We start from the raw sequence: 17,359 nt of genomic DNA, 5'->3' as shown, positions 1-17,359 counted from the left end.
GCTAGGTCTGTTATACAAATCTGACAAAACAGAAAATTTTGTTGAAGCTCTGCTTAACTATTTATCTTCATCATCAATATTTTTAGATTCTTCCCTGATAAGAAGGGCATATTTTTTTGCATTTTCAATTGCGGTACCCGAACTGGAGTCTTCGTACGGATGAAAACCCTGATTGCTATCTTTATTTTTACTTGTATTTTCCTCATACTCATTAACCATGGGAATCAAAAACTCTCTTTTATCAGCCAATACGACTTTATATTTTTGAATACCGATTTCCCGCTCCCAATCTATGCCATTTTTACCAATAATCCCTTTTTGAATTTCTACACCATCTGCATATAACGTATAAGGCATACCAATATAGGAATTTTGTGAATGTGGCGATTGTTGCAGTTTAATTTTCATCGGTCGCTTCGGCAAAGTTTTCGGCCATGACGGATGTGTCATATCCATTGATGAAGCCCCACTCACCACCAACGGCGCCCTCACCCGCACCACCTTCGGACTCCCGATCTCAACCTCCCCGTTACTCAACTTGATATACGCCCCTTTGCAGGTAATCAGAACCTCCTCCTTCGCCGCTATGGTGATTTTTCCTGCGCTGCTGGTTAACGTTGCGTCCTTCAAAGCATTCAGCTGCAACTCGTCATTCTGTGCCTGTACAGTGACTGCACCCTGATTAGCCTGCACCTTGATGCCGCTGCTTTGCGCAAACAGGTTAAGGCTCTCTGCCGCATGGGCGGTCAGGCTTTGGCCGGCGGTAATGTCGGTGTTTGCCCCGCTGACGAGGTGGATGTTTTCATTGGCGGTGTGCAGTTGGCTTTGCTCTGTTGCGGTGGCAATACCGGCCGGGGCGGTTTGGATCAAACCGGCCTCTTTCAGGTCTTTGAGGGCGTCTTTCAGACGGCCCCTTTGGGTTTCTTCATCGGTATTGTGGTTGTCGGCGGTTTGGGCGGCTTTGTTCAGGCTTTTGGCGAGGGAGAGTGCCTGTTCGATTTGTGCGATGGCATCATCCATATCCAGCACTTTGCCGCCGGCATCTTGGTTTTGTGCACTGACGAGTATGCCCTTACCCGCCCGTACGGCACCCCAACCGTCGGTTCTGAGTTCGAAGCCCTCTCCGTTCTCTCCGCGTTTGTTGCGGTTTGAGTCGACGATATGGCCGAGGTTGAGTTGGGATTTTTGGTAGTCGGTGGCGAGTTTGATGTGTTCCTGACCTTTTTGGTCTTCCATCCTCAGTTTGTTGTTCGCCCAGGTACGGATGACGTTCCTTGTATTCCAATCGGCAGGAATGTGGTCGGGGTGGGCGCTGTCGTGCATGACGCCGGAGATATACGGACGGTCGGGGTTGCCTTGGACGAAGGAAAGCATCACTTCGGTGCCTTCGTGTAATGGGAAGTGGATGCCGTATTCGGGACCGGCATAGGGTTTGGCCAGTCGGACGGGACGGCTTTCCCCGCCCGGACTCCATTCGTCCAGGTCAAACGGCAGTTTGACGCGGTAGCGGCCCATGTCGTCGATGTAGGCGTAGGTGCAGTTTTCCGCCGCGGTCACCCGTGCCGGTAAGGTACCATCGATATGCGGACGCGGGGTGGTGCGTTCGGGACGGTAGGCGAGTTGGGCGGGAATGGCGGTAAAGGTATGGCTGTAGGCGGTATCGCGGCTGCCGCTGTGTTCCATACTGAGCACCAGCCAGCCGTCGGGTGCTTCGGGGAAGGAGACATCGGTTTGGAACACCTTCATCGGCGTCATGGAGACGACGTTGCCGCTGCCGGCAGCGACGGTTTGGCGGCAGAGGACGGCTTCGTTCAACAGGGTCGTCTGAACTTGGGCTTCGTCGGGGGTTTTGGGATGAAGGCCCCAATGCTGCTGTTTGCCCAATAAGACGGTATTGTCGGCAGATTCTTCGGATTGTTTGTTGTCGGTTTCGGCAAAGAGGTCGGTATCGGCGCTGCGGTAGTTGTAGTCAGACGTGCGTATGCCTTCGACAATGGGGTTGTGGCAGATGCTTAAGTTGAACAGTGCTTCGGTACCGACACTCTCCAATCCGGCATGGGGGCGGTAGGAAACGGGTAAGCCTTGGCTGCGCAAATAGTGCTCGGGACTGTCGCCGAAGACGACTACGTCGCCATGTTGTTCATGCTGTTCGAAGGCATACCAGATGCCTTCTTCTTCACACAGACGGTTGATAAAGTCGAAGTCGCTTTCGAGATACTGGGTCACATACTCGCGGACGCTGTAGTTGCGGCTCTTTTGGAAACGGTAGTCGACACCGGAGAAGCCGTGGTGTTTGAAGACCGCTGCAACGATGTCGGGGACGGTTTGGTGTTGGAACAGCCGGGAGGTTTGGAAATGTTTCATTGCCGCGAAACGCGGCTCTAAAACAAAGCGGTAAACGGTTTCATCCTTGGAAACGGACAACTTCTCGCATGAGGTGATAATGCCCTGCCATTGCTTCGCCGGGGGATCGTCTGAAGCAGACCCGAATGCACTGACTACTTCCGACAGTAAGCCTTCCTGCGGACGAATCTCAAACGCTGCGCGCTGGTTGAGGTAGGAAGACAGCGGCAGGGAGGAATCGGTAGAGGTGGCGGTGATTTCGACACGGTAAGCGGTATTGACTGCTTCTGATGCGCTGAAGGAGCGGACTGAAAGTGAGGGGAAAAAACGGGCAAAGATGAGGTGGTAGGATTGGCGGGCGGTCATAAGGGTAATATCCGACTGACGATGAACACTGTATGGTAACGGGGATAATACCGATGGTAAAGCGAATGGGATGAATGGGAAAAAGGCCGTCTGAACGGTTGAAATAAGGGATAAAGAGACATTTCCCCCTGCCCTATTCCTCCACTATTCAGTAAAGCAGTAATACAGTTACTGCAAAACAGAATTGCCAAATTTATCTTAAAAACACCATTTAGATAGGCCGTCTGAAATCACGTTTCAAACGGCCTTTGATAAAACTGATTTATCCAGGCAACAAACAGTTTGATTTAGATTTTTACAATAGGTATATTTCTTTTTATCTGATTTGGATAACCAACAACATCATGAAACCTGCTTTTTACCTCCCAATATTGTTTTTACTTTCAGCGTGCCGTCCTGAGGCTGAGACAGTCGATACGGCTGCACCAACGGCGCGTAAGCCTTCTTATTACGAGTCTGAAAAGCGTCAAACTGAAGCCACTCCAGTTAAAACACAAATTCCTGCGTTATCTGCAATCAAAAGCCAAGCCGATTTTGACTTACTTTCGCGTATCTATGAGCAAGGGAACGAATATGAAATTCCTCATATCCTTTTCCTCATCGATCGTGAAGACGACGGCCGTACCGACTACATCAATACTCCCAAATTTCGGCTGCATGAACACTATCTGGCTACTATCTTGAAACCCATGCTGTCAAAAACTGAATTGAATCAACAATACCGTAGTCCTAATCGGCATTATCTGTTTGGTACTATCAGTTGGCAAAATAGTACTCAGGAATATGTTTATGAGTTTTGGGAAGGAGACAAAATCACGCCTGATTTGTTGAAATTGGCGGCAGGCCGTCTGAAAGACAGTTTCTACGCTCCGTTGCGGTATAAAACCAATTCTTTATGGCAGGAAACCGTTGCCGAGCAAAGCAAAGTTCCTTTTATTACCCAAGAAAGTTTGATTAAGAATTTCCCCTACCTGCCTCTAAACCAAGGTAAAGCGATAGGCACATTACGCGTTATTGCCAAAGAAGATGATCTTTATAATGTCGGCGCCGACGATATTATTATTTTGAAAGAGGTTCCCCTAGAGTTGCCCCCTGTGGCGGGGATTATCAGTGAAAAACCATCCACTGCACTATCGCATGTGAATGTACTGGCACGCGGTTGGGGGATTCCCAATATTTACCTTAAAGACGCAGAAAAAATCCTAGCCCCATATATTGGCCGTCGTATCGAATTTGAAGCGACTGCTAAGCAATACCGAATTGTCCAAACCAACCGGAACACTACCAGCAAAAGCTTTTCAGACGGCCTTACCCTGCCCCAACCTGATGTTTCCGATTACAGCCTTCGGGCTTTGGCAAACCTACGCCGTGATGACAGCCGTTACTGCGGCAGTAAGGCTGCCAACCTCGGTCATATCCGCGCCCATATTGCAAACAGCAACGTTCCTGACGGATTCTGCATTCCGTTTGCCTACTATCAAGCCATGATGGATAGGCTGGGTATTAACGCGACAACACTGGCACACATCGAAACACAAAGTGATGGAGACAACCGCAAGCGCCGCACTGCTTTACTCACACTGCAGAAAAAAATTACCGATGCCGAAATCCCGTCAGAATGGAAACATAGATGGGCTGAACAATGGCGCAATCAATTAAACAGCAAAGGCGTGTTTGTCCGCAGCTCCTCTAATTCCGAAGACCTGCCCAATTTCAGCGGCGCAGGGCTGTACACCACCGTACCAAATGTTACCGATGAAAACGCGTTGGCCAAAGCAGTGAAGCAATCTTGGGCCTCCGTTTTCAATTACAGCGCATACGAAGCCCGCCGTATTGCCGGACTGCCTCACGATAGCGTGAAAATGAGTGTCTTCGTACAACAAAGCATCAATGCAGATCTCTCCGGCGTATTGGTTACCATCAATCCTTATGATATTGCTCAGAAAAACAGCGCCTACATTGCCGCCAAACGTGGACTGGGTATTCGTGTCGTTGAAGGTAAACGGGTAGCCGAACAGGTAGTCTATAACCGTCGCAATGATTCTGTACAACGTCTCAGCTCCTCTAATGAAACCACAGCGCTGCAACTGGATAAAAACGGTGGAATACGGGAGGTGTTTGTAACCAGTGGCAATGTGATGAATCAAGAACAAATACGTCGCCTTGACCAAACCGGCCAACAAATCAAACAGCTATTTGCTAATGGTGAGCAGGACATCGAATGGGCGTTTGACAATGGTAAGCTTGTCATCCTCCAGGCACGACCGTATCTAAACGGCACACGTTAAAGTAAAAAGGCCGTCTGAAATTATCGTTTCAGACGGCCTTTGCATCATAAGTTAGTTATACCCTATACTTCCCCTTCTCCAAGGAACTATGATGTCAAAACAACTCACTTTTTATTTTATTCGCCATGGCCGTACCCAATGGAATGAACAAGGACTTTTACAGGGATCCGGCAATTCACCACTGACCGAACAAGGAATTGCAGGAGCTCAGAAAACCGGCGTAGCGCTACAACAAGTAGAATTTACCGCTGCTTATTCCAGCATTTTACAACGTGCCATTGATACGGCTGGCCATATTATCGGCCAGCGTCCCATCCCTCTTTTTCAACACTGTGGATTAAATGAGCAATCTTTTGGAAGTTGGGAAGGTATGCAAATCGCTGACCTGCGTACGCTAACCGAATTCAAACAATTAATCACTGACCCGGCAGCTTATAAAGCATTAAGTAATGGTGGCGAAACCTTTGAACAATTAGCAGTACGTGCAATGGCCGCCCTTTACGATATCATTAAGGTACATCAATCGGGAGCCAATATTTTAGTGGTATCGCATGGCCATACCTTGCGGCTTTTATTATCCTTACTAGGCGGAGCGACTTGGGAAAATCATCGTGATGAGGGTAAATCCGTGTCATTGTTGAATACTTCGATCAGTATCGTGAAATACAATAGTGAAAGCGGTTTTCATATTGAGCAGCTTAACAATGTGGCTCATTTACAATGATTACAACTATTCCACGATAATAAAAAAGGTGGGCATTTTTACCTACCTTTTTTGCTATTAGCCGAACACTTTTTCCAAGTGTGCTTGGTAGTCTGCTAAATATTGTTCTACTTATGGATTTTTAATCACATCGTTACATCAGCTTAATTACTGTTCACAGTTACTGGGCTAGTGCTAGCTACTGCCCTACTCTTCCGTTAGCATTTGTTTGTAATGGTATTTATAAACTGCTAAGGTACTTATCTCAAAGAAGTTGGAGGTACTTAGTATAGTAGAAGCTATTTTCCCTAGACACTATTCCATCACTCATTAATTCAGTGGTAGAGTTACAGTAAAATTAAGCAGCTTAAAACCTATTGATTTGATACTAAAAATTGGAGTACTATGAGCACACTCTCTTGAGTATCATTAATTCTCATTTGACATATAGGAACAAAACAGCGGAATTTGTAGAAGAATAGGGAAAAGGAAATTAATTTATATTATGTTAAATTCATAATACTAGTATTTTAGTCTGCTAACTCCTGTTTCTCTCAGTAGTTCAATCACTTACAAAACTCAAAAGTAAAAGGCCGTCAGAAAGGTTTTTCAGACGGCCTCGTTGTTTATATTCCCCAGCCCTTTCTCAACAAGTCTTTCTTTGTTAAAGTCTCTGGTTATTTCAATAAGCAATTTGTGCCATCTAGTTTTATTCTCCATATTCAGGCGAACGCCAGTTGATTCTACACATTTCCTTATCGGAAATTTCCTGATATTCAAGACCTGCCAAACATCTTTTTTCCCAATCTAAACATTCTTGCTTGTTGATAATCAAAAATTTTGGCTCTTTCCCTGCAAAAACACTTCGACAAGCAATACGGCGACGTTCCGCAAACTGATCATCCACATTCTCATAATGTGGTAAATACATATAGCAGAACTTCTTCTCGTTCTTTGCCATACATGCCGTCAGCGGATCTGCCTTCTCACGCCCCTTCCATCCTGCCTCGCCAGCCATTGCGCTACCTAATACGAATTCCACCTGATGGTTCGGATAAAACGCTACCGTAATGTCTTCGGGTTTCGTATATTCAGGCAACTGCGCCGTATAACGGTACGTCGTCTCGTCGTCAATCGCCCCCGACCCCTCCTGCCATAAAACGGTATATTTCAGATCCGGCCGCCACTTGGCGGGAAGGTTTACACAACAATTAATGCCGCCTCCCGCAAGGGTGGTCAGATTGTCACCGCCAACGGGATAATAACCGTCCATATCGATGGGGTTGTTCGGATTCTCCTTGATTTGCGGATCGGCTTCACCGCCCACATCGTAAAGACTGAAGGTAACGCCCCTATCGGCGTTGTAATTGACGCTGCGGACGGAAACAGGGATATCGCCAGACGGTTTGGGATCTATCTGCAAGCAGGAGGACAAGGAAAGGGGAAGCAGTATATAGGGATAAAGTTGCATTTATTCGTATCTGATTAATCAAGATTGATAAAATAAACGCCAGGAGGTGCAGTACCTAGCTATTCGGATAACGGTAACCCGGTTTTAACATCTACTCCTGCTTTATCCGCCAGCTTCTTGAGCAGTTCATCAGAGGGTTTTGGTGGCTCATTCCCCTCTACCCAGCGTTGAAAGGCAATTTTGCCGTCCCATTCGGGTAAAGGTGCCGGCGGTAGCGGGACGATGTCATCCAAATCAGGAACGGTCGGCGACATGAATCCGTAATCTGAAAGATAGGTATTAATGATGTCGTAACGACGGGCGCGTTCTAAGTCAAATTTTAAGTCTAAATAATATGAAGTACCTTCAGAAGTATTTGCGTTATCTCTTCCAAAACCTTGAGAAATCAAGCTAGCCGACATTGAGTTTCCATTCTTGACTCCTTGATGAAATGTCTTTACTGCTTCGTTGTACCTTTTCCTCCCTTGTAAATTAATCCCTAAATTAACAGAGGCATCTCCCTGCCCCTGTTCAGAGGCGCATTGATAGATTTTCCGCATCAATTCCAACCTAAACTCCCGCGTCGGTTCGTCATCAAGCCAAGCTATTTTTTCCGCCAGTACATATTGCGCTTCCCTGCTGCCCATATCCGCAGCCTTGCGTAAAAATGCCAGCTCGCTGTCGGGGGGCGTACTGACACCGTAGCCATCTTCGATATAGCCTTTGAGCAGATAGTAGGCGGTAGCTGGAAGTTGTTTGTGCAGCATTTTATACAATTTGTGGACTTCAGTTTCAGCCTCAATATAGGGAACCTTCGTCCAGCCGTCGCTGAGCAGGAACTGCAGCCGTACGTTTGCCTTATAGTCGCCGTTGGCGGCGGCAATGCGGTAATACGGCAACAGTTCATCCCAAAAACCGTCTCCCCTTTGGCCGGGCCACATATGGTTCAAATCACGGTGCAGCGCGTAGTTGTAGAGTTGCTGTGTTTCCTCGGATAGAGGTGGGCGTTTTTCATGCACACAGGTAAACTCGGGATTTTTTTTGATTTCTTCGACAGTTTTTATGGTTTCCTTCTTCCGTTGTTTTTCTTGCCATTTTTCCCCTATGCTGCAATACGCGGGTTTAACATGACCATTTGCACCGCCTATATGGATGGGATTGCATTGCAGCCAAAGGAGAAACCAAATAAACATTGCTGCCAGACAGCCTAAGACAATCAGGGTGTATTTGAGGGGTTTGTTCATGATGGTCAGTCCAATCGGGAAGTGTCGGTCTTCGGGCGTAAAAATTCACACAAGGAATGCAATTTCCGTAAATCTTTGCGCAATTTGTGCTTTTCAGTGAATATGTTCAATTCTGTATCTGCGTTTATCAGTCTAATCTCTACTCAACCGGCTTCAACGTCGGCAGCACGGTGTCCCAAATAGCGAGGATTTCGGTTTCACTGCGTTTCGTCCCTTCTGCCCTGTCTGCGCCGAATTTCATCATGATGCGAGGATTGCCGCCGTCCCGTTCCCATATCAGCATATATTTATTGCCCTGCCATTTGATCAGCTTTTCCGTACCGGACATGCCGTTGATATTGAGTTTGCCTTGACGGATGGTGCGGTAGCCTGTGATTTTAAAGATTTTTGCCAGTGCGCTTTTTTCGGAAACCAAGTCGCGTTCGAGCAGGGCTGCCCCCCCGGCTGCAGCACCGCGCCATGCAGTATTTCCAGCCGCATATCGGTCTGTCTGGCAAAGCGTACACCGGTGTTTGCTTGAAAGGGTTTACTGCCGTCGTCGGCGATGAAGCCCCGGATCAGGCAGATGCCATTTTGGTTCGGCACTTCGTATTCCTGCCGTTCGCGCAAGCCTTTGACGAAGTCGGCGCAGTATTTTTTCTCCATTCCGTCGAGCATTTCTTTTTCTTTCTCCTTCCAGTTGGCAGGCTCTTTGCCATTATTAGAAGGGATATAGAAATAGCCGCTGGAGTGTGGAGATCAGTGAAATACGGCGGAACATAATTTTCCTTGGCGATAAACTGGCCGGCAATTAAGGTATGACAATGAGTTTGATATAGTATCTTTCATGATGTCGATGGTAAAGGGGGAAGGATTAACGGGAAGAAAGCAGTCTGAAAGGCAGTTTCAGGTAATTTAAAATCCTAGCTCATCCTATTCCATTAAGCCCGCAATCAGTGATAGAGTAGCAGTCTATGAGTTAAGGTGGTTGGTATCATGATAAGCTCCTTACTCTCTACCCTACTCCACTATCCAATAATCAAGTTGTAGAGTGACAGCATGATTGGACCACCAAATTTCTCTTTAAACCTATTGATTTTATACTAAAAATTGGAGTATTATTGACCTACCCTCTAGAGTATCATTAACTCTCAGTTAACAATCAGGAACAAAAAGCGAATTTGATGTAGGAATAGGGAAAACATCCTTAATTTATATTATGTTAAATTAATAACTCTACTATTTTAGTCTGCTAACTCCTGTTTCTTCAGTAGTACAATTACTTATAATAAGCGCAAATCGACGCTGCCATCACAGTGGTTCAAACCTGGAATCGCAAAGAAACGGGAGAACTCTTCTGCGCCTTCGGCCTTATAAAGTAATACGTCATCGACCATTTGGAAAGCATGATATTGCGTGCGTTTGGCTCGGCGGTTTGTGAATCGCTCAGTTTTCAACCGCGCCAACCTTCTTGGTTGATACCGCTATCGTAGAACCAGCCATTATAAATAGCTTCGCCATGATTATTTTTCAGACCACCGATGAAAAACAAAAAAACAGTCCGCAACTTCATTTTGAAGTTGCGGACTGTTTTTGTTTGGACTAGCTAGATTGAATGAATCAACCCAAGCTAGCTACTTTTTTCAACAACTCATCTGCCGCTAAAATTCCAAGATTATTTGAAGCAAGCGGGCTGTCACCAGTTAGCACATTACGATCTTTGTTCACTTGACCGGTAATGCCTTCATTCAACACTTTTACGCCTAAAGCTTCTAAACGTTCTGCCAATAACCATTGTAATTTGCCCGGAATGTAGCCGATATCCACGTTTGCACCTTCGTCTAACGCATCTGGGAATACGCAGATTTCATAGCCGTTGAATGGGAAATCTTCAGGTTTTTCGCCTATGCTTGCTGCTAAGAATGCAGCAGGGCCGTGGCATAAACTAATGATATATTTATCATTTTTAAATACCCAGTTTAGCACTGCTTTCATGTCGGTGCTGAATGGTAAGCCGTGTAATGCTGCGTGACCGCCTGGAATTAATACGCCCAAGTATGGTGAATCTTCCGCGGTGACTTCCGCCAAAATATCGGCTAATTTGTGTGGATTTTTGAATTTTGGCAAGTAAGTTTCATATAAATCGGTTACCGCTTTATCTTCGGTCGGCATCGCCCACATTTCAAATTTGACTGAGTTACCTGATAAGGTCGCCACTTCGATTTCAAATCCCGCATGGTGAATGTGCAACAGGGGCAACAAGGTTTCTACGGGGTGATTACCTGTTGAGAATAATTTGCCATTTTTCATTTCTAAATAGCGTTCGTCAGAAGCCACCATCAATACTTTGTGTTTGCCACCTGTGTAAGGTTTATCAAACTTGAAACCGTTAAAATCGGTTTTTTTCGCTACATATTGGCTCAAAGAGTATTCTGAAGGAAAAAATGCATTGTGTTCTGCACGGTCTGCTACAGGTTTTTTTTAAATCTGTCATGTTGTTCTCCTATATTAAAAGGGAATTTAAAAAAGTGTTGTTTGTTGTAACGAGATGCAGTATAACCCTAGTTTTCTGACTCGAAAATTAATAAAACAAGAATAAACTATTCTGAAAAAAGGAATAATGGTGAATAAACTAGAAGCCCTTCGCTATTTTTGCTCCGCTGCCGAAACCTTTAATTTTCGTGAAACCGCTCAGCGGCTCGCCGTTTCGCCTCAAGTTGTCACAAGAATGATCGCCGATCTCGAAGCCTTATTAGGTGAAAGTTTGTTCAAACGTAACACGCGAAACATCAAGCTCACTGAATTTGGCAAACAATTTTTGCCGAAAGCGACGCAATATTTGGCGGAAGGCGAACGGCTATTTGCTAAAAACAATGTAAAAGAAAAAGCAATGCAAGGTGTGGTGCGGATTACCCTGCCGCCAATGCCTTATAACGATGAAATTCTGTTTGAATTATTGACCGCACTTGAGCCCTACTCCGACATTGTGATTGATTGGCGGGTGGGCATTGATAAGCTCAAAAGTGTGGATGACCAAATTGACATTGGTTTGCGAATTTGCCAAGAACCTGAGCTGGATTGGGTGGCACAGCATATCTGCACTTTTTCGGAAAAAATTGTCGCCTCCCCTGCTTTGCTCAAGCGGTTAGATTTCCCTAAAGATTTGCAAGATTTAGCCCAAAATTATCCGCTGAGTGGTTTGATTGATCCCAAACTGAAACGCATTTGGCAATGGCAAATCAACGCTGAACAACGCTTTATGCCAAACCACACGATTTTTTTCGCTTCAGATGTGCAAAGCGAACTGCAATCTGCGCTAGCTGGACGCTCTTGCTCTTATCTTATAAACAGCGTTTGTGATCCCTATTTGAAAAATGGTCAATTGGTGGAACTCTTCCCTGAAATTGAAAAGCAAAAATGGCAGCTTTATTTATATCGACCATATCAAACGATTGTTGCGGAGCGGATAATGTGGGTGTATGACAGGCTAAAAGAGATTTTATTAGCGAAAATAGTTCAAGCATAAAAAATGGTGAGTTCATCTTGCCATTTTGTCTCACGATTGCTTATTCGCAACCGCTTTCAACATCATGTAGAATTGACTTTTTTTCTCATCAAAATATAACTCCCCGCCATAATTTCATCAAAATGCACCTGTTTACGCAGTTGTTTGAGCAAGCCTAGCTTGGGTTGAGACCCAACAAACCGTTTCATTTTTCTAAAGCATTTGATTTATTAACCAAGCCTACCTACTGCTTTTTGGGGTTTCAGACGACCTCTTTAAACCATAAGGTTGTCTGAAAAGCAAAAAACAGCCCGCAACTTCATTAATTCAGTGGTAGAGTCACAGTAAAATTAAGCAGCTTAAAACCTATTGATTTTATACTAAAAATTGGAGTACTATGAGCACACTCTCTTGAGTATCATTAATTCTCATTTGACATATAGGAACAAAACAGCGGAATTTATAGAAGAATAGGGAAAAGGAAATTAATTTATATTATGTTAAATTCATAATGCTAGTATTTTAGTCTGCTAACTCCTGTTTCGCTCAGTAGTATAATCACTTACAAAATTCAAAAGTAAAAGGCCGCCTGAAAGGTTTTTCAGTCTGATAATTCCTGTACGGCCTTTTATCAAATGCTCCAGCTTTTTCTCAACAAATTCCTTGTTGTTAAATCCCTGGTTCTTTTAATTTTATCCAGCGTTCTTTTAGTTGTAATAAAACGGTTGTAGTGCAGCCTGTTCTTTTCACCATGATACTGAACAGAATGTGGACTTTGAGGCCTTCTGAAACGGTTTTCATTACAGATTCTACCCCATGCTTCGTATTCGGCTGTCCATACGGCTTCACCTTTTACATTGTGTGCTGCAATCGGCGTGCCCAGATGATCAATGATCAATTAATCATACGATTCTAAACCTACGAATTTCTTAAGAATTTAGCTAATTTAATGTAGTGATCAAAAGAGTTATTGCAGCTTGCTTTGCATCATAAGTGAAACTTAAATAATCCCATACGATATTCGAATTCTTAAATTCTAATTTCATTGGGTTGATAAGCTCATAACTTGAAGCCCAAATAGGATATTTCTTAATAAACCTACGAATAATCTTCGAATTAAGTATAGTATTATCTAAATAAACATAATCTTTAAATATAATATAAATTTCAATTTTATGAGAGATAACGATTATTATATTTGCTTTTTCACTTAGGTATGTGATTTCCCTATCAAATACATAGCTGTTTCCAGAAAGTGTAAAAAGCTCCTTTAATTTATTAGGAAATTTCTCCATAAAATCAATAACTATATTATCTATCGCAATTTTTTTATGATTCATAGATACTTGTAAGTTATTCATATCATTTACCATATTTAATCAATTTATTGGTTGATTTTATATTTATTTTATCCATGTTTTCAATAAAATACTGTGTAGCCCCCCTTTACCTAAATGTGGATTTGCCAAGGATCGCCATTACAGCAACGCTTCTTTTTATGCAAACCAATCGGATCCTGACTTACAAACCGCCCAATCTCCGAATCATAGTAGCGGAAGAAGTTGTAATGCAGCCCCGTCTCTTCATCATAATGCTGATTCTGTAGACGGAAGGGTTGATGTATATCCAGTTTCAGACGACCTTTTTCGAGGGTAACATATCTGCTAATCTAGTACGGCCCCTTATGTTTTATTTGTAGAAAATATATTATCTTCTATATAGCAGTTTTGAAAAGAGCAGTTAGATATTAAATTATCTTGTATATGCATTGATCTGAATACACAATTAATAAATGTACAATTAGTAAATTTTGTATTACAAACTATTGCCGTAATAAAAGAACAATTAATAAAATTACAATTAGTAAAGGAACTATGGCTTATGAAAGCACCACGAAATGAACAGAAAGAAAATTTGAGACTTCTAATTTCCCTATGGGATATTTCGTATCTGTGAAAATCAATATTATCTATATGGGTTAACTGTCTAGAAATTAAGACATCTAATTCTTTTGTTTCGATTTTAATTAGAGACTTTGTAATATTTTTAAGTAATTCTTGAATGTCATTAGATATCATTTTTATTACCACCAATCTATAGGGTCTGGTTGTATGTCTCTCAAAGGTATTCTTGGTTTAGATAATGGAGCAGTTCCTGGGGTACTAGCAGGTATTTGATTACACAATAATCCAGCTACCATTTTATGGTTACCATCTACAATAGTATTTCCATCCATTTTAACTGGAGGGGCAATACTACCTCTTTCAATCAATGCTGTGTATCTCGCAACAGCAGGGATGGAAACACTTTTTTGTAATGTTAGATAAGATGTTTTTGCTGTAACCATTTTAATGTTGTTTACTGTAGCATCTAAACATTTCTTACGTTTTTTTTCTTCCTGGCATTTTCCTGTGCATGTATCGCTTTCCGATAATGCAACGACACCCGTTGCAGCAGCTCCAAGCACCCCATATGCAATCCATTTAGGCAATGCCGCATCAGTGGGGTCTGGAGTCATTGTATCAATTGCAATCATAGATAATGCCCCTTTGGCTATGCCAACAGCATTTAATCCCCAAGGGTCCATCATATTTTGTATATTTGTCGAAAATGTATAAAGATTTTCTCCTCCCTCTAGCTTAATCGGATCCTGCTGCGTAAACCGCCCAATCTCCGGGTCATAGTAACGGAAGAAGTTGTAATGCAGCCCCGTCTCTTCATCATAATGCTGATTCTGCAGGCGGATAGGTTGGTATATGTCTGATTTCAGACGTTCCTCCCGGATCAGTTTGCCCCAACCGCTATAGTCACCGCTCCAAACAATATTGCCTTCCTCATCGGTCATCTCGCGCGGGATGCCGATTTGATCGTTGTGGTAGTACAGGATTTCTCGTGCCTTATCCGAGCCATTGTAGGTGGTAATTTGGGCAAGGGGTTCATAGTTTCGGTCTTCGGTATAAACATAGGTGTAGGTACGGTCTTTGCGGTACTCCTGTAGCAGGCGGCTGCCGTCCCACGTCGCAATGGTAATCTTCCCTGCGCTGCTGGTTAACGTTGCATCCTTTAAGGCATTCAGCTGCAACTCGTCATTCTGTGCCTGAACTTCCACTTTACCCTGATTCGCCTGCATCTTGATGCCGCTGCTTTGCGCAAACAGGTTAAGGCTCTCTGCCGCATGGGCGGTCAGGCTTTGGCCGGCGGTAATGTCGGTGTTTGCCCCGCTGACGAGGTGGATGTTTTCATTGGCGGTGTGCAGTTGGCTTTGCTCTGTTGCGGTGGCAATACCGGCCGGGGCGGTTTGGATCAAACCGGCCTCTTTCAGGTCTTTGAGGGCGTCTTTCAGACGGCCCCTTTGGGTCTCTTCATCGGTATTGTGGTTGTCGGCGGTTTGGGCGGCTTTGTTCAGGCTTTTGGCGAGGGAGAGTGCCTGTTCGATTTGTGCGATGGCATCATCCATATCCAGCACTTTGCCGCCGGCATCTTGGTTTTGTGCACTGACGAGTATGCCCTTACCCGCCCGTACGGCACCCCAACCGTCGGTTCTGAGTTCGAAGCCCTCTCCGTTCTCTCCGCGTTTGTTGCGGTTTGAGTCGACGATATGGCCGAGGTTGAGTTGGGATTTTTGGTAGTCGGTGGCGAGTTTGATGTGTTCCTGACCTTTTTGGTCTTCCATCCTCAGTTTGTTGTTCGCCCAGGTACGGATGACGTTCCTTGTATTCCAATCGGCAGGAATGTGGTCGGGGTGGGCGCTGTCGTGCATGACGCCGGAGATATACGGACGGTCGGGGTTGCCTTGGACGAAGGAAAGCATCACTTCGGTGCCTTCGTGTAATGGGAAGTGGATGCCGTATTCGGGACCGGCATAGGGTTTGGCCAGTCGGACGGGACGGCTTTCCCCGCCCGGACTCCATTCGTCCAGGTCAAACGGCAGTTTGACGCGGTAGCGGCCCATGTCGTCGATGTAGGCGTAGGTGCAGTTTTCCGCCGCGGTCACCCGTGCCGGTAAGGTACCATCGATATGCGGACGCGGGGTGGTGCGTTCGGGACGGTAGGCGAGTTGGGCGGGAATGGCGGTAAAGGTATGGCTGTAGGCGGTATCGCGGCTGCCGCTGTGTTCCATACTGAGCACCAGCCAGCCGTCGGGTGCTTCGGGGAAGGAGACATCGGTTTGGAACACCTTCATCGGCGTCATGGAGACGACGTTGCCGCTGCCGGCAGCGACGGTTTGGCGGCAGAGGACGGCTTCGTTCAACAGGGTCGTCTGAACTTGGGCTTCGTCGGGGGTTTTGGGATGAAGGCCCCAATGCTGCTGTTTGCCCAATAAGACGGTATTGTCGGCAGATTCTTCGGATTGTTTGTTGTCGGTTTCGGCAAAGAGGTCGGTATCGGCGCTGCGGTAGTTGTAGTCAGACGTGCGTATGCCTTCGACAATGGGGTTGTGGCAGATGCTTAAGTTGAACAGTGCTTCGGTACCGACACTCTCCAATCCGGCATGGGGGCGGTAGGAAACGGGTAAGCCTTGGCTGCGCAAATAGTGCTCGGGACTGTCGCCGAAGACGACTACGTCGCCATGTTGTTCATGCTGTTCGAAGGCATACCAGATGCCTTCTTCTTCACACAGACGGTTGATAAAGTCGAAGTCGCTTTCGAGATACTGGGTCACATACTCGCGGACGCTGTAGTTGCGGCTCTTTTGGAAACGGTAGTCGACACCGGAGAAGCCGTGGTGTTTGAAGACCGCTGCAACGATGTCGGGGACGGTTTGGTGTTGGAACAGCCGGGAGGTTTGGAAATGTTTCATTGCCGCGAAACGCGGCTCTAAAACAAAGCGGTAAACGGTTTCATCCTTGGAAACGGACAACTTCTCGCATGAGGTGATAATGCCCTGCCATTGCTTCGCCGGGGGATCGTCTGAAGCAGACCCGAATGCACTGACTACTTCCGACAGTAAGCCTTCCTGCGGACGAATCTCAAACGCTGCGCGCTGGTTGAGGTAGGAAGACAGCGGCAGGGAGGAATCGGTAGAGGTGGCGGTGATTTCGACACGGTAAGCGGTATTGACTGCTTCTGATGCGCTGAAGGAGCGGACTGAAAGTGAGGGGAAAAAACGGGCAAAGATGAGGTGGTAGGATTGGCGGGCGGTCATAAGGGTAATATCCGACTGACGATGAACACTGTATGGTAACGGGGATAATACCGATGGTAAAGCGAATGGGATGAATGGGGAAAAGGCCGTCTGAACGGTTGAAATAAGGGATAAAATACCATTTTACCCTGCCCTATTCCACCATTCAGGGAAAAAGTGGTAAATTAAGCAGCTTAAAACCTATTGATTTTATACTAAAAATTGGAGTACTATACGGAATCTTTTAAGATTAACCAATAGTTAACAAATAGGAATAAACAACGGCGATTGTTAGGTATAGGGAAAAACTACATAATTTATATTATGTTAAATTCATAACTCTACTATTTTAGTCT

General features: G+C 45.1%; 14 protein-coding genes and 1 pseudogene. 4 read left to right on the top strand and 11 right to left on the bottom strand.

Features of this window, described 5'->3' with window-relative positions; translation table 11 throughout:
- Window positions 1-57: 57 nt before the first annotated feature.
- Window positions 58-2,709, bottom strand: a complete 2,652-nt coding sequence (locus tag RRV97_RS03190) for a type VI secretion system Vgr family protein (RefSeq protein ID WP_315611963.1) — start codon at window positions 2,707-2,709, stop codon at window positions 58-60.
- A 344-nt stretch (window positions 2,710-3,053) separates the two neighbouring features.
- On the opposite strand from RRV97_RS03190, the gene RRV97_RS03185 reads away from it, so the two are divergent.
- Together RRV97_RS03185 and RRV97_RS03180 are read left to right on the top strand one after the other, a co-directional pair.
- Window positions 3,054-4,997 (top strand): PEP/pyruvate-binding domain-containing protein, encoded by a 1,944-nt coding sequence (locus RRV97_RS03185; protein ID WP_315611962.1) that lies wholly within the window; start codon window positions 3,054-3,056, stop codon window positions 4,995-4,997.
- A 91-nt stretch (window positions 4,998-5,088) separates the two neighbouring features.
- Entirely contained in the window at window positions 5,089-5,721 is a 633-nt protein-coding gene (locus tag RRV97_RS03180; RefSeq protein WP_315611961.1) for a histidine phosphatase family protein, read from the top strand.
- 688 nt (window positions 5,722-6,409) lie between these two features.
- Here RRV97_RS03180 and RRV97_RS03175 read toward each other — a convergent pair.
- From RRV97_RS03175 to RRV97_RS03165, 3 genes are all read right to left on the bottom strand, one after another.
- The gene (locus RRV97_RS03175) at window positions 6,410-7,171 is read right to left on the bottom strand and encodes a DUF3304 domain-containing protein (protein ID WP_315611960.1); all 762 of its coding nucleotides are present in this window, start codon (window positions 7,169-7,171) and stop codon (window positions 6,410-6,412) included.
- A 59-nt stretch (window positions 7,172-7,230) separates the two neighbouring features.
- Entirely contained in the window at window positions 7,231-8,394 is a 1,164-nt protein-coding gene (locus tag RRV97_RS03170) for a DUF6396 domain-containing protein (RefSeq protein ID WP_315611959.1), read from the bottom strand.
- A 139-nt stretch (window positions 8,395-8,533) separates the two neighbouring features.
- A complete protein-coding gene (locus RRV97_RS03165; protein WP_315611958.1) occupies window positions 8,534-8,809 on the bottom strand; it encodes a T6SS immunity protein Tli4 family protein in 276 nt (91 codons plus the stop codon).
- Window positions 8,810-8,853: 44 nt separating this feature from the next.
- Between RRV97_RS03165 and RRV97_RS03160 the strand changes: the two genes are divergently transcribed.
- A complete protein-coding gene (locus tag RRV97_RS03160) occupies window positions 8,854-9,156 on the top strand; it encodes a hypothetical protein (RefSeq protein ID WP_315611957.1) in 303 nt (100 codons plus the stop codon).
- A 500-nt stretch (window positions 9,157-9,656) separates the two neighbouring features.
- Here RRV97_RS03160 and RRV97_RS03155 read toward each other — a convergent pair whose 3' ends face one another.
- Together RRV97_RS03155 and hchA are read right to left on the bottom strand one after the other, a co-directional pair.
- Window positions 9,657-9,830 carry a hypothetical protein gene (locus tag RRV97_RS03155; protein ID WP_315611956.1) on the bottom strand — a complete coding sequence of 58 codons (174 nt, stop codon included), beginning with the start codon at window positions 9,828-9,830 and terminating at the stop codon, window positions 9,657-9,659.
- A 163-nt stretch (window positions 9,831-9,993) separates the two neighbouring features.
- A complete protein-coding gene (gene hchA / locus RRV97_RS03150; RefSeq protein ID WP_315611955.1) occupies window positions 9,994-10,797 on the bottom strand; it encodes a glyoxalase III HchA in 804 nt (267 codons plus the stop codon).
- A 199-nt stretch (window positions 10,798-10,996) separates the two neighbouring features.
- Between hchA and RRV97_RS03145 the strand changes: the two genes are divergently transcribed.
- Window positions 10,997-11,899: a LysR family transcriptional regulator gene (locus RRV97_RS03145; RefSeq protein ID WP_315611954.1), complete on the top strand. Its 903-nt coding sequence runs from the start codon at window positions 10,997-10,999 to the stop codon at window positions 11,897-11,899.
- Window positions 11,900-12,509: 610 nt separating this feature from the next.
- Here RRV97_RS03145 and RRV97_RS03140 read toward each other — a convergent pair.
- The 5 genes and pseudogenes from RRV97_RS03140 to vgrG form a co-directional block, all read right to left on the bottom strand.
- On the bottom strand, window positions 12,510-12,776 hold the full coding sequence (locus tag RRV97_RS03140; protein WP_315611953.1) for an RHS domain-containing protein: 267 nt from the start codon (window positions 12,774-12,776) through the stop codon (window positions 12,510-12,512).
- Between the two features lie 43 nt (window positions 12,777-12,819).
- The gene (locus RRV97_RS03135; protein WP_315611952.1) at window positions 12,820-13,239 is read right to left on the bottom strand and encodes a hypothetical protein; all 420 of its coding nucleotides are present in this window, start codon (window positions 13,237-13,239) and stop codon (window positions 12,820-12,822) included.
- A 140-nt stretch (window positions 13,240-13,379) separates the two neighbouring features.
- Window positions 13,380-13,520, bottom strand: a pseudogene (locus RRV97_RS03130) (RHS repeat-associated core domain-containing protein); the annotation flags it as partial.
- Window positions 13,521-13,560: 40 nt separating this feature from the next.
- Window positions 13,561-13,956 carry a pentapeptide repeat-containing protein gene (locus tag RRV97_RS11475; protein WP_410505879.1) on the bottom strand — a complete coding sequence of 132 codons (396 nt, stop codon included), beginning with the start codon at window positions 13,954-13,956 and terminating at the stop codon, window positions 13,561-13,563.
- 5 nt (window positions 13,957-13,961) lie between these two features.
- Window positions 13,962-17,024 carry a type VI secretion system tip protein VgrG gene (gene vgrG, locus RRV97_RS03125; RefSeq protein ID WP_315611951.1) on the bottom strand — a complete coding sequence of 1,021 codons (3,063 nt, stop codon included), beginning with the start codon at window positions 17,022-17,024 and terminating at the stop codon, window positions 13,962-13,964.
- Window positions 17,025-17,359: the final 335 nt, after the last annotated feature.

Source organism: Neisseria sp. DTU_2021_1001991_1_SI_NGA_ILE_055, from assembly GCF_032342915.1.
Lineage (GTDB): Bacteria > Pseudomonadota > Gammaproteobacteria > Burkholderiales > Neisseriaceae > Neisseria.
Note: the sequence above shows the minus strand (reverse complement) of the source record. Positions and strands in the feature narration are given on the sequence as shown.